Source organism: Streptomyces sp. MNU89, assembly GCF_020982505.1.
Classification (GTDB): Bacteria; Actinomycetota; Actinomycetes; order Streptomycetales; family Streptomycetaceae; genus Streptomyces; species Streptomyces xinghaiensis.
In genome coordinates this window covers 2,407,790-2,421,216 of the sequence record NZ_JAJKLL010000001.1, presented here as the reverse complement: position 1 = coordinate 2,421,216, position 13,427 = coordinate 2,407,790, and the positions used below count along the sequence as shown (strand labels likewise).

Sequence of the window (13,427 nt, the reverse complement as noted above, 5' to 3'; positions counted from 1 at the left end):
AGTCCCGCATGAGCCGCCGATCCGCTGACGACCAGTACCGCAAAGCCACCGAGTTCCGCGCCCTGCACACCGGCCCGCAGCCCTTCGTCGTTCCGAACCCGTGGGACGCGGGCACCGCGCGCCTGCTCACCGGTATGGGCTTCGCGGCCCTCGCCACCACGGGCGCGGGCTTCGCCTACACCCTCGGCCGGCCGGACGGCGCGAACCGCGTCGGCCGGGACGAGGTCCTGGCCAACGCCCGCTCCATCGCCGCCGCGACCCCGCTGCCGGTCACCGCCGACCTGGAGAGCGGCTTCGGCCGGACACCCGGGGAGGTCGCCGAGACCATCCGGCTGGCCGCGGCCGCCGGCCTGGTGGGCGGCTCCGTCGAGGACTCGACGGGGCGGGCGGACGACCCGGTCCGTCCGGTCGGGGAGGCGGCGGAACGCGTGGCCGCCGCCGTCTCCGCCGCCCGCGAACTGGACTTCCCCTTCACCGTGACGGCACGGGCGGAGAACTTCTTCCAGGGCCGGCCCGACCTCGACGACACGATCCGCCGCCTGCGGGCGTACGAGGAGGCAGGCGCCGACGTCCTGTACGCCCCGGCCCTCCCGGACGCCGACGCGGTGCGGGCGGTGTGCTCCGCCGTCGGCAAGCCCGTCAACGTCCTGATGGGCGGGGCGCTGCGGCTGTCCGTCACCGAGCTCGGGGAGCTCGGCGTGCGGCGGATCAGCGTCGGATCGTCCATGGCCCGGGCGGCGCTGGGAGCGCTGGTCCGGGCCGCGGGGGAGATCCGGGAGCACGGCACCTTCACCTTCGGCGCGGACGCCCTCTCCTACCCCGAACTCAACGCGCTGCTCGGCCCGGCCGGGGAACCGGAACAGCAGCCCCGACGGGTCCCCGGGCAGCCCCTGCTCCCGGCCCGGCCCCTCTCCCCGGAGGAGGCCGAGAACGTGCGGCGCCACCGCGACGGCGAACGCGCTGTCCCGCGACGATCGCGGTGAGGGAGAGCCCGAACCGGACGACCTGGCCCGCGCTCCTGGAACGGGAACTCGGCGCGAGACTCTTCGAGCGCACCAGCCGCCGGGTGCGGCTGACACCGGCCGGCGCCGCGTTCCTGCCCGCCGCCCGCCAGTGTCTGGACGCCGCCGGGCGCGTGGCCGCCGAGGTCGCCGCGGCGGTGGGAGAGGTCCGCGGACGGCTCGCCGTCGGCCTGATCCCCACCGTCGCCGCCGTCGATGTCCCGGGCGGCCTGCGCGAGTTCCGCCGCCAATACCCGCACGTCCGTATCAGCCTGCGGGTGGGCGCGAGCGAGGACCTCGTCGAGCAGGTCGGACAAGGAGCCGTCGACGTGGCGTTCCTCTGGCTGCCGGTCACCGAGCGGCCGCGGGGCGTGGCAGCCCGCGAACTCACCCGCGACCGACGCTCCGGCCCGCGTGGAATACGTCATCTGGAGCCGCGCCGGCCGCTCACCCGCGGCGACCGCCTTCCTCGCCCTCCTGGGCATCACGGCCGCGGACGGTGCGGCGGTCGACGGGGCGCCGGGTAAAACCCGGGCAGCCCAGGGACAGGGACGACCGAGGCGACCGAGGCGACCGAGACGATCGCGTATGCAGACGAGCTTGAGCGCCATGTACCGTCCGCGCCGCGGAAACTTCAATGGCGTCATGACCACACACACGCACAACACCGCACCCATCCTCCTCATCGGCGGCACCGGCAAGACCGGACGGCGCGTCGCCGAGCGCCTGCGGGCCCTCGGACGGCCCCTGCGGACCGGATCCCGCAGCACCGGGATCCCCTTCGTCTGGGAGGACGAGAGCACGTGGGAGGCCGCGCTGGACGGGGTCTCCGCCGCCTATGTGACGTACTACCCGGACCTGGCCTTTCCCGGGGCGACCGAAGCCGTCGGGCGGTTGGCGGCCTTCGCCGTGGCGCGGGGCGTCCGCCGCCTGGTGCTGCTGGCCGGCCGGGGCGAGGAGGGAGCCGTCGCCGGCGAGGACGCCCTCAAGGCGTCCGGCTGCGACTGGACCGTCGTCCGGGCCGGCTGGTTCAACCAGAACTTCAGCGAGAGCTTCTTCCTCGACCCGGTCCGCTCGGGCGAGCTGGTGCTGCCCGCCGGAGACGCCGTCGAACCGTTCGTGGACGCCGGCGACATCGCCGACGTGGTCGTCGCCGCCCTCACCGACGACCGCCACATCGGCAGGACCTACGAACTGTCCGGTCCCCGGCCGCTGAGCTTCCACGACGTGGCCCGCGAACTGTCGGCGGCCACCGGCCGGACGGTCACCTATGTCCCGGTCGGTGCCGACGACTACCGCGCGGCGCTGCGGGAGGCGGGCGAACCGGAGCAATTCGCGGACCTGTTCACCCTCATCACCGACGGACGCAACGCCGCCCCGGTGCACGGTGTCCGGGAGGTGCTGGGGCGGGAGCCCAAGGACTTCACGGACTACGCCAAGGAGGCCGCGGCCACCGGCGTGTGGGACGCGTAGGCCGCCGGGGAACGCTCGGCCGCCGGGAATGCGCAGACCGCCCGCGCCGGTGGGAGACGATGTCCGCGACAGCACAGGCACAGGGAGGGGTGAGGGGCGTGGACATGCTCAGCGGCCTGCTGGAGAGCCCCCAGGCACGCGGCGCCTTCCTTCTGAAGTCGGTGTTCAACCCCCCGTGGGGACTGCGCATCGAGGACCGCGCGCCCCTGTCGCTCGCCACCATGCTGCACGGCTCGGCGTGGGTGCTCCGCGAGGACGCCGCCCCGGTGCGGCTGGAGGCCGGGGACGTGGCGGTACTGCGCGGCCCCGAGCCGTACACGCTCGTCGACGACCCGGCGACACGGCCGGACATCACCGTCGGCCCGGACCAGCGCTGCAACACCACCGACGGGGAGGACGTCACCGAGACGATGGCCCTGGGGGTGCGCACCTGGGGCGAGCCCCACCGCACGGGATCGACGGTGATGCTCAGCGGCACCTACCAGGCACCCGGCGAGGTCGGGCGCAGGCTGCTCGCCGGACTGCCGGCGCTGCTGGTGCGGCCCGCCTCGGCGGCGCGGTCCCCGCTCATCGGCATGCTGGCCGCCGAGCTGGAGCAGGAGGACGTCGGCCAGGAGGTGGTCCTCGACCGGCTCCTGGACCTGCTGCTCATCAGCGTCCTGCGCTCCTGGCTCACGGAGCCGGGCAGCGGCGCGCCGCTCTGGCTCCGGGCCGGGAGCGACCCGGTGGTGGGGCGGGCCCTGCGGCAACTGCACGAACGGCCGGGGCAGGCATGGACGGTGGCGTCGCTCGCTTCCGCGGCCGGGGTCTCCCGGGCGGTCCTGGCCCGCCGCTTCACCGAACTCGTCGGCGAACCGCCCATGTCGTATCTGACCGGCTGGCGGCTGACGCTCGCCGCGGACCTGCTCCGGGACCCCGACCTCTCCCTCGCCGGCATCGCCCGGCGGGTGGGCTACTCGAGCCCGTTCGCCCTGAGCACCGCCTTCAAACGGGAACGCGGCGTCAGCCCGCAGGAGTACCGCAACGGCAACCGGCCGGGCACCGTCGTATCCGCCGCTGCCACGGCACGGACGGTGGTCCTCGGACACTGACCCCCGGCCGGGACTGCCGCGCGGGAGAGGACCGGGGCGATTCGCGGTCCCCGCCGCGGCTGGTCCGCCGGGTGCCGGACGCCAACCGGGGGCCGTGAACCCGGAAGGTGTACCGCCGAGTTCTCTTCGTTCGGACTCCCGGCGTTCCTCCCGCTCCGCCGTGCCGGCCCGCCACCCCGCGACCGTACGGCGGCTTATCACGCCGTCCTCCGGGTAGCCGACCGGTTCGGTGGGAACACCGGGCCACCGCGCCGCCACCGCGGGCTGCTGCCCCGCTGGGGAGGGCCACGGCGTGTCCCGCGGCCGGCCGGGGGCACTGGGAGACGATGAGCGTTCCCAGGGCGGGGACGAAGGGGACGAGCAGGGCCGGAGGAGAGGAACCACGTGGACCAGCGCGTCACATCCGCGCGGAGGAGGACGCGGGCGCCGGAAGGCGCACCCGGGACCACCCGGGCCGCCCCGGCCGGCCGGGAGGACGACGTGCCGCGCGGGGCCGCGCCCGACGCGCGGCGGCGGATTCCCCGCACCGACGCGGTTCTGCGCGATCCCCGCCTGGTGGAGGCGGCCGGCCGGCTCGGGACGGCGCCGGTCAAAGCGGCGGTCCACCGGGCGCAGGAGCGGGCGCGCGACGGAGCGGTACCGCCGGACGGGGTGGCCGATACGGCGGTCGCCCTGCTCCCGCGCGCGGCGAGCGGCCTGCGGCCGGTGATCAACGCCACCGGGGTCGTGCTGCACACCAATCTCGGGCGGGCGTCGCTGTCGCCGGCGGCCCGGCGGGCGGTGCAGGAGGCCGCCGGGCCCACGGACGTGGAGCTGGATCTGGAGACCGGGGTACGGGCCCGCCGGGGCCGCACCGCCCTGGCGGCCCTGCTGGCCAGGATGCCCTCGGCCGCGGCCGCGCACGTCGTCAACAACGGTGCCGCCGCGCTGGCCCTGGTGGCCGCAGCCCTCGCCGCCGGACGGGACATCGTGATCAGCCGGGGGGAGATGGTGGAGATCGGGGACGGCTTCCGCCTGCCGGACCTCCTGGTCTCCACCGGGGCCCGGCTGCGCGAGGTGGGGACCACCAACCGCACCACCGCCGCCGACTACGCGGCCGCCGTCGGCCCGGAGACGGCGTTCGTCCTGAAGGTGCACCCGTCCAACTTCCGCATCACCGGCTTCACCCGGGTCCCGGACACCGCCGAGATCGCGGGACTGGGGGTCCCGGTCGTCGTCGACATCGGCTCGGGGCTGCTCGCCCCCCATCCGCTGCTGCCCGAAGAGCCGGACGCCGCGACGGAGTTGCGCGCGGGCGCGTCACTCGTCACCGCGAGCGGCGACAAGCTGCTGGGCGGGCCGCAGTGCGGGCTGCTCCTCGGCCGGGAGGAACTCGTCCGCACCGTCTCCCGGCACCCGCTCGCCCGCGCCCTGCGGGTGGACAAGCTGACCCTGGCCGCTCTGGAGGCGACGCTGACCGGGCCCGGCACGCCGACGGATATGGCGCTGACCGCCGATCCGGCGGGTCTGCTGCGCCGCGCCGAGCGGCTGGCCGCCGTGCTGAGCGCCGAGGGCGTGGACGTACGGGCCGTCGAGAGCACCGGGACGGTCGGCGGCGGCGGAGCCCCCGGTGTGACGCTGCCCGGCGCCGCGCTCTCCCTGCCCGAGCGGTACGCCGCCGCCCTGCGCACCGGGGCGGTTCCCGTCGTCGGGCGCCTGGAGGCGGGGCGGTGTCTGCTCGACCTGCGGGCGGTGCCCGTGGAGGACGACGAGCGGCTGGCCGGGGCCGTCCGGTCGGTCGCGGCGGCGGAGAGGTGAGGTGGGGACATGCGGGTCCTGGCCACCGCGGGGCATGTCGACCACGGCAAGTCCGCCCTGGTGCGGGCGCTGACCGGAATGGAACCCGACCGTTTCGAGGAGGAGCGGCGCCGGGGGCTGACCCTGGATCTCGGATTCGTGTGGACCCGGCTGGATCCGGACGGCTCCGGGGGCCCGGACGGCTCCGGGGGCTCCGGAGGGGAGACCATCGCCTTCGTGGACGTGCCGGGTCACGAGCGGTTCGTCGCCACCATGCTGGCCGGCGTCGGCCCCGTGCCCGCCGTGCTGTTCGTGGTGGCCGCCGACCAGGGCTGGCAGCCGCAGTCCCAGGAGCACCTGGAGATCCTGGACGCGCTCGGGGTGCGGCATGCCGTGCTCGCCGTGACGCGCAGTGACCTGGCCGATCCCGAGCCCGTGCGCGCGGACGCCGCCGAGCGCCTGGCGGCCACCTCCCTCGGCGCCGTGCCGTCCGTCGCGGTGAGCGCGGTCACCGGCGGCGGCCTGGACGGACTCCGCGCCGAACTGGCCCGCCTGGCCGCCGTGCTGCCCGACCCGCCCGCCGGCGCGGACGTACGGCTGTGGCTGGACCGCGCCTTCACCGTGCGGGGGCACGGCACGGTCGTCACCGGCACGCTGGCCGCGGGAACCCTGCGCGTCGGCGACCGGCTGGTGACGGGTGAGGGCTCCGCCCCGGTCCGGGTGCGCGGGCTGCAGTGCCTGGGCGAGGACCGCTCCTCGGCCGGTGGCGTGGCCCGTGTGGCGGTGAACGTGCACGGCGCGCCCAAGGGCCTGCTCGGCCGCGGCCGGGTGCTGCTGACACCGGACCGCTGGCTGCCCGCCACGGCGGCCGATGTGCGGATCACCGGAACGCCGGCCGGGGAGCTGCCGCGGACGGTCACCCTGCACATCGGCACCGCCGCGGTCCCGGTGACCGTCCGGCCGCTCGGTACGGACACCGCGCGGCTCACCCCGGCCCGGGCCCTGCCCCTGCGCGTCGGTGACCGGGCCGTGCTCCGCGACCCGGGCGGGCGGCGCGCGCCCTGCGGCGTGACGGTCCTGGACGTGCGGCCTCCGCAGCTGAGACGGCGCGGGGCCGCCCAGGCCCGGGCGGCGGAGCTGGCGGGCATGAGCGGCCGCCCGGACGCCGTGGCGGAACTGCGGCGGCGCGGGCTCGTCCGCCGTTCCGAACTGGAGGCCATGGGGGTGCCCGCCACCGTCCCGCCCGTCGCCGGGGACTGGCTGGCCGAACCGGCTCACTGGGCCGCCCTGAGGGACCGTCTGGCGGCCGAGACGGAACGGTACGCGGCACGGCACCCCCTCGATCCCGGCCTGCCCACCGAGGCGGCCCGGCGCCTGCTCGGCCTGCCCGACCGGGCCCTCGTCGACGCGCTGGCCGCGACCCCGGGCCGTCCGCGGCTGCGGAGCGCGCAGGGGCGGCTGTACGGGCCCGCGAGCGAGAAGCCCGCCCTGCCGCCGGCCGTCCGGGCGGCCGTCGATGCCGTGCGCCGGGAGCTGGAGGTGTCACCGTTCCAGGCCCCGGAAGCAAACCGGCTGGCCGAACTGGGGCTGGACCGCAAGGCGGTGGCCGCCGCGGTCTCGGCGGGTGCGCTGCTGAGGGTCGGCGACGGCATCCTGCTGCTGCCCGGCGCGGACGCCCGGGCCGCCGCGGTCCTGCGCGAACTGCCGCAGCCGTTCACCCTGAGCGAGGCGCGCAAGGCCCTCGGCACGACACGCCGCGTGGCCGTGCCGCTGCTGGAGTACCTGGATGCCCGTGGCCACACCGAACGGGTGGACGACCGGTGCCGACGCTGCCGGACCGGTGCGGGGAGCGGAGGCGGACGGGAATCGAACCCGCCTGCCCGAGATCCTCGGACACCTCGGTTTTGAAGACCGGGAGGGCCACCAGGCACCCACACGCCTCCACCGCCCGTACAGGCTACCGGAGCACCCGCGGGACCGGTCCCCGCAACCCCGCCGCCCGGCAGCCCACTTCGACCGCCCACCGGACCCGGGACCCACCGGACCCGACACCCCACCAGAAGGACCAGCATGACCACCGCGAGCGACACCCCCGTACGGCTCACGCAGCTCGCCCACGGAGGAGGCTGCGCCTGCAAGATCCCGCCCGGCGAACTGGAGGACGTCCTCGGCGGCCTGGCCGTCCCGGCGCCGGCCGCGGCCGGCACCCCGCTCCTCGTCGGGCTGGCCACCGGCGATGACGCGGCCGTCGTGTCCCTGCCCGCGCCGGACGGGGCCCCGGCCCAGGCCGTGGTCTCCACCGCCGACTTCTTCACCCCCGTCGTCGACGACCCCTACGACTGGGGCCGCATCGCCGCGGCCAACGCCCTGTCCGACGTCTACGCGATGGGCGGCCGGCCCCTCGTCGCCGTCAACCTCCTGGCCTGGCCGCGCGACGTGCTCCCGTTCGACCTCGCGCGCGAGGTGCTCCGCGGCGGCCTGGACATCGCCACCGAGGCGGGTTGCCATGTGGGCGGCGGACACAGCGTGGACGACCCGGAACCCAAGTACGGCATGGCCGTCACCGGCCTGGCGGACCCGGAACGGCTGCTGCGCAACGACGCCGGCCGGCCCGGCCTGCCGCTGTCGCTCACCAAACCGCTCGGGCTGGGCGTCCTCAACAACCGGCACAAGGCCACCGGTGAGCGGTTCGAGCAGGCGGTGGCCGCGATGACGGCCCTCAACCGGGACGCCTCGGCCGCGGCCCTGGCGGCCGGGGCCGTCTGCGCCACCGACGTCACCGGCTTCGGGCTCCTCGGCCACCTGCACAAACTGGCACGGGCCTCGGGCGTCACCGCCGTGATCGACACCGCCGCCGTCCCCTACCTCGACGGGGCGCGTGAGGCCGTACGGGACGGCTACGTCAGCGGCGGCAGCCGGCGCAATCTGGAGTGGGTCGCGCCGTTCACCGACTTCGGGACCACCGGCACCGCCACCCGGCTGCTGCTGGCCGATGCCCAGACCTCGGGCGGGCTGCTGGTGGCGGGCGAGGTGCCCGGCGCGCCGGTCGTGGGCGAACTGGTGCCCAGGGGCGCGCACTCCGTCGTACTGAGGTGATCCGTGTTGTGCTGAGGTGATCCGTCGCGCCGCGGTGGGCCGCCGCGCCGAGGTGATCCGCGCGGCGGCCCCTCACAGTCCGGTGCCGGTGTGCTCGTCGATGCCGGCCCGGGCCCGGTACTCCCGTACCAGTTCCGGGGCGGCCGGTCCCCGGGGGCGGCGTCCCGCCCGGATGTCCACGGCGAACGCCTTGGCCTCCTGGATGTGGGTGTTGGGGTCGAGCGACATGTGGAGCAGCTCGTTGGCCGCGTCTCCCGTGGAGAGGCCGTTCGGGCCCCAGTGGTAGGGCAGGCCGACCTGGTGCAGCCGCCGCCCCTGCACGGTCAGCGGAGCCATCCGGTCGGTGACGAGGACCCGCGCCTCGATCACGCCGCGCGCGCTGACGATCGTCGCCCACCCGGTGTGTTCCAAACCGTGTTCCGCGGCGAGTTCGGGCGACACCTCGCAGAAGAACTCCGGTTGCAGCTCCGCCAGGTACGGCAGATGGCGGGACATGCCACCCGCGGTGTGGTGCTCGGTGAGCCGGTAGGTGGTCGCGACGCAGGGGAACACCTCCGAGCCGGGCTCCGTACCGCTGGGCTGGTAGCGGTTGTCGGGGTGCGGCTGCAGCAAATGCCGTACGGGGTTGCGCTGATGCCGCGGGTGGAGCAGGTTCGGGAACGGCGAGTCCTGCGGCTCGTAGTGCGTGGGCAGCGGGCCGTCGGTGAGGCCGGACGGCACATACAGCCACGCCTTGCCGTCGGCCTGCATGATGAAGGCGTCGGTGCCGGAGAGGGCCTCCGGGCCGGTCGCGCCGGACGGCGGCTCGTGGTCGGGCGCCTTGTCCGGCTTGAAGTCCGGGACGTCGTGGCCGGTCCACTTGCCCTGCTCCTCGTCCCACCACACCAGCGTCTTGCGCTCGCTCCACGGCCTGCCCTCCGGGTCGGCCGACGCGCGGTTGTAGAGGATGCGGCGGTTGGCGGGCCACGCCCAGCCCCATTCACCCGCGACCCAGTTCTGCTCCCCGCCCGGTTTGCGGCGGGCCGCCTGGTTGACGCCGTCGGCGTACACCCCGCAGTAGATCCAGCAGCCGCAGGCGGTGGAGCCGTCGTCCTTGAGCTGTTCGTAGGAGGTCAGCGGACCGCCCTCGGCGTCGTGGCCGTTGATCTCGGCGAGCACGGCCTCCGCCTCGGGCTCCGCGAGCCGCCCCTTGGTGGGGTAGTCCCAGGTCAGGTCCAGCAGCGGCCGGTCCATCGGGTCGGTGGAGGCGGCGAGCTTCTGCCGGATGAGGCGCCCGAGATGGTAGGTGAACCACAGGTCGCTGCGGGCCTCGCCCGGCGGTTCGACGGCCTGGTCGTGCCACTGCAGCAGGCGCTGGGTGTTGGTGAAGGTGCCGTCCTTCTCGATGTGCGCGGCGGCCGGCAGGAAGAACACCTCGGTGCCGATGTCCTCGGTGCGCAGCTCCCCCGTCTCGATCTCGGGGCCGTCCTTCCACCAGGTCGCCGACTCGATGAGGGAGAAGTCCCGGACGACGAGCCAGTCCAGCTCGGCCATGCCCAGACGCTGCATCTTGGCGTTGGCGGAGCCCACGGCCGGGTTCTCGCCCATCAGGAAGTAGCCCTTGCAGACCCCTTTCAGCTGGGCCATGACCGTCTCGTAGGTGGAGTGCGAACCCGTCAGCCGCGGCAGGTAGTCGAAGCAGAAGTCGTTGTCCTCGGTGGCCGCCTCGCCCCAGTACGCCTTGAGCAGACTGACCAGGTAGGAGCGCATGTTGCCCCAGTAGCCCTTGCGTGCCGTGTCGGACTGCACGAAGGTGTCCAGGTTCTGCTGCTCGTGGGCGTGGGGCATCGGGATGTAGCCGGGCAGCAGGTTGAACAGGGTGGGGATGTCCGTCGACCCCTGGATGGAGGCGTGCCCGCGCAGGGCGAGGATGCCGCCGCCCGGCCGGCCGATGTTGCCGAGCAGGCTCTGCAGGACGGCGGCCGCGCGGATGTACTGCACGCCCACCGTGTGCTGGGTCCAGCCGACCGCGTAGGCGAAGGCGGTGGTCCGCTCGCGTCCGGAGTTCTCCGTCACCAGGTCGCACACCTGGCGGAAGACGTCCTGCGGCACGCCGCAGATCTGCTCGACCATCTCGGGGGTGTAGCGGGCGTAGTGCCGCTTGAGCACCTGGAAGACGCAGCGCGGATCGGTCAGCGTCTCGTCCCGTTCGGGTTCGCCCGCGCCGATGTTCGCGCCGCCGGACCCGTGGGCCTCGCCGCGGGCCGCGCTGGTCACCGAACTGTCGCCACTGCCGCCCTGGACGCGCTTCTCGTACATCAGGTCACGCTTGCCCGAGGCGGCCTGGACCGTCATCCCCTCGTACTGCCAGCTCTCGTTCTCGTAGGTGCGGCTTTCGGGGTCGAGGCCGGAGAAGGCCCCGTCCAGGTCCTCGGTGTCACGGAAGTCCTCCCGCAGGATCACCGGCCCGTTGGTGTAGGCCACGACGTAGTCGCGGAAGTAGCTCTCCGTCCGCAGCACGTGGTTGATGATCCCGCCGAGGAAGGCGATGTCCGAGCCCGCGCGCAGCGGCACGTGCACGTCCGCCAGCGCGCTGGTGCGGGTGAACCGCGGATCGACGTGGATCACCTTCGCACCGCGGGCCTTGGCCTCCATCACCCACTGGAACCCGACCGGATGGCACTCGGCCATGTTCGAGCCCTGGATGACGATGCAGTCCGAGTTCTGCAGGTCCTGCTGGAAGGTGGTCGCGCCGCCGCGGCCGAACGAAGTCCCCAGACTGGGGACGGTGGAGGAGTGTCAAACACGCGCCTGGTTCTCGATCTGCACGGCCCCCAGGGCGGTGAACAGCTTCTTGATCAGATAGTTCTCTTCGTTGTCGAGTGTGGCTCCGCCGAGGCTGGCGATGCCCAGCGTGCGACGGGTGCGGGCCTTGCCGTCCTCCCACTGCCACCCGGCCCGGCGCGCCTCGATCACCCGGTCGGCGATCATGTCCATCGCCGTTTCCAGGTCCAGACGCTCCCACTCGGTTCCGTGCGGGCGCCGGTGGAGGACCTGGTGCTCGCGGGCGCCGCCGGTGGTCAGCTGCAGGCTGGCCGCGCCCTTGGGACACAGCCGGCCGCGCGAGATGGGGGAGTCGGGGTCACCCTCGATCTGGGTGACGCGATCGTCCTCGACGTAGACGTTCTGGCCGCAGCCCACGGCACAGTACGGGCAGATCGACTTCACCACCCGGTCGGCCGAGGCGACCCGGGAGGTGAGACGCGCGCTGGTCCCGCTCTTGACGGCGGCCCCGCGGCCCAGGGGATCCGTCCCCTTGAGCTGCCGGTACACCGGCCAGGAGTCGATCCAGGTGCGCACACCCATGATGTCTGCCCCTTCCGTGGTCCGGCTGCTGCGCTTCCAGTGCCCGGTTCCCGCCCGTTCACACCGGTGGATCGGAATGTCTTCCGTCCGGCCCACCGGCGGGCGGAAGGACGCCGCCGGACGCCGCCGTATCCCGTACCCCGCCGCCGGTGCGGAGCCCGCCCCGCACCGCCGCTGCCCGGACTCCCCGCGAGGCGGACCGTGCGCCGGGCACCGGCCCTACGTGTTCGCGGACGGCCCGGCGGAGGGCTCCGCCCGCCGGGCCGGGGGCGGCGCGTACCGCTCGCGCAGCTCGCGGGCGACTCCGAACCCGGCCGCGGTGGCCGGTACCGCGAGGAGCACGCCGACGATCCCGGCCACGGCTCCGCCCGCGGTGAGGACCACCAGGACCACCGCGGGGTGGATCCGCACGGTCCGGCTCTGGACCATCGGCTGGAGGATGTTGCCCTCCAGCAGCTGCACCACGAGCACCACCCCCAGCGTCCACAGCGCGATGGCGAGCCCCCGGTCGGCGAGCGCGACCAGCACGGCGGCGGTACCGGAGACGAAGGCGCCGATGAAGGGAACGTAGGCGCCGATGAAGACGATCGCCCCGAGCCCGGGGGCCGCGGGCACCCCCAGGATCAGCAGGCCCGCGGTAATGAAGGACGCGTCGATGAGCGCCACCACGGTGGTGCCCCGCATGAAGCCCTCGACGCCTTCGAAGGCCCGCCGGGCCATCGCCTCGACGATGTCGGCGCTGCCGCGGGGGACGAGCGAGCGCAGACTGCCGGCGGCCCGGTCGGAGTCGCGCAGGAAGAAGAAGACCAGCAGCAGCGCGAGCACCGCCATGCCGAGGACCTGGAAGGCCCAGCTGACCCCGGTGGCGACGCTGGAGGCGGCCGTTCCGCCGAATCTGCCGAGCGTGTCCACGGCTTCACCGCCGAGTTCTTCGAGCGAGGTGCCGGACGCGCCGAACCGGTCGGCCAGATCCCGCACGGCCTTGCGCAGCGAGGCGACGATCTGGTTCCAGGTGTCGACCAGCGCGATCGTGACGGCGTACACGGTGCCGCCGACGGCGCCGAGGACGGCGGCGCAGGTGAGCCCCGCGGCGATGGAGCGTTTCACCCCCGCCTTCACCAGCCGGCGGAACAGGGGAAGGAGCAGCGCCGTGCCGAGCAGGGCGAGCAGCGCGGGAATGAGGGCCGCCCGGAACATCACGCACAGCCGGATCCCGATGTAGACGACCCCCGAGACCACCAGGATGACGGCGCACCAGGCGGCAAGCCGGCGAACGGGTTCGGGGAGCGGCAGCACGCGCCCAGCGTACGTTCGCGGCCGCGGGCCCGCCCGTGGACGGCCCGCCCGCCGGGGCGTTCCCGTGCGGGGGCGGCGGAGTGCTGGTACCGGCACCCCGGTGGGCACGGGAGTGGCCCCGTCCACAAGACACGGGGGCGGCGCGGGGGAGCAGCCGTTTACCCGCCCCTCCGCCGGGTCACCCACGGGAGACGGCGAGATGCCGCGGGCGGGTCCGGGGGGAGCCGAAGCAGAGACACACCGAGGGAGTGCGTGATGACACGGGTGGCCGACGGCCCCTCCACGAGCGGCGGAAGCCTGCCGTATGCGGCGCGGCCGGCGGGAAGCGCGAGGCCCGCCGCCGCCCCCG

At 74.5% G+C, this 13,427-nt stretch carries 7 protein-coding genes, 1 tRNA gene and 2 pseudogenes; 7 read left to right on the top strand and 3 right to left on the bottom strand.

All coding sequences use genetic code 11. The features are described from left to right. The first annotated feature begins 8 nt into the window (after positions 1-8). The 6 genes and pseudogenes from E4N63_RS10220 to E4N63_RS10195 all read left to right on the top strand — a co-directional run. Complete coding sequence (locus E4N63_RS10220) at positions 9-983, top strand: oxaloacetate decarboxylase (protein WP_230240482.1); 975 nt, start codon at positions 9-11, stop codon at positions 981-983. Between the two features lie 29 nt (positions 984-1,012). Continuing rightward, a pseudogene (locus tag E4N63_RS10215) lies at positions 1,013-1,402 on the top strand (LysR family transcriptional regulator); the annotation flags it as partial. Between the two features lie 244 nt (positions 1,403-1,646). Then, positions 1,647-2,474, top strand: coding sequence for an NmrA family NAD(P)-binding protein (locus E4N63_RS10210; protein ID WP_230242426.1), 828 nt, complete (start codon positions 1,647-1,649; stop codon positions 2,472-2,474). Positions 2,475-2,572: 98 nt separating this feature from the next. After that, the gene (locus E4N63_RS10205; protein WP_230240481.1) at positions 2,573-3,565 is read left to right on the top strand and encodes an AraC family transcriptional regulator; all 993 of its coding nucleotides are present in this window, start codon (positions 2,573-2,575) and stop codon (positions 3,563-3,565) included. Positions 3,566-4,045: 480 nt separating this feature from the next. Next, positions 4,046-5,362, top strand: coding sequence for an L-seryl-tRNA(Sec) selenium transferase (gene selA / locus E4N63_RS10200; protein ID WP_230242425.1), 1,317 nt, complete (start codon positions 4,046-4,048; stop codon positions 5,360-5,362). 9 nt (positions 5,363-5,371) lie between these two features. Next, positions 5,372-7,102 (top strand): annotated as a pseudogene (locus tag E4N63_RS10195) (GTP-binding protein); the annotation flags it as partial. Between the two features lie 89 nt (positions 7,103-7,191). Here the strand turns inward: E4N63_RS10195 and E4N63_RS10190 are convergent. Continuing rightward, a tRNA-Sec gene (locus E4N63_RS10190) sits at positions 7,192-7,284 on the bottom strand. 127 nt (positions 7,285-7,411) lie between these two features. Here E4N63_RS10190 and selD point away from each other — a divergent pair. Next, the gene (selD, locus tag E4N63_RS10185; protein ID WP_230240480.1) at positions 7,412-8,437 is read left to right on the top strand and encodes a selenide, water dikinase SelD; all 1,026 of its coding nucleotides are present in this window, start codon (positions 7,412-7,414) and stop codon (positions 8,435-8,437) included. Positions 8,438-8,509: 72 nt separating this feature from the next. On the opposite strand, the gene fdh is transcribed toward selD, so the two are convergent. Next, on the bottom strand, positions 8,510-11,782 hold the full coding sequence (gene fdh, locus E4N63_RS10180) for a formate dehydrogenase (RefSeq protein ID WP_230240479.1): 3,273 nt from the start codon (positions 11,780-11,782) through the stop codon (positions 8,510-8,512). A 219-nt stretch (positions 11,783-12,001) separates the two neighbouring features. Next, positions 12,002-13,078 carry an AI-2E family transporter gene (locus E4N63_RS10175; RefSeq protein ID WP_230240478.1) on the bottom strand — a complete coding sequence of 359 codons (1,077 nt, stop codon included), beginning with the start codon at positions 13,076-13,078 and terminating at the stop codon, positions 12,002-12,004. Between the last annotated feature and the right edge of the window lie 349 nt (positions 13,079-13,427).

Coding starts and splice junctions, on each gene's coding strand:
- E4N63_RS10220 (WP_230240482.1), top strand. CDS start 9: ATGAGCCGCCGATCCGCTGACGACCAGTACCGCAAAGCCACCGAGTTC.
- E4N63_RS10210 (WP_230242426.1), top strand. CDS start 1,647: ATGACCACACACACGCACAACACCGCACCCATCCTCCTCATCGGCGGC.
- selD (WP_230240480.1), top strand. CDS start 7,412: ATGACCACCGCGAGCGACACCCCCGTACGGCTCACGCAGCTCGCCCAC.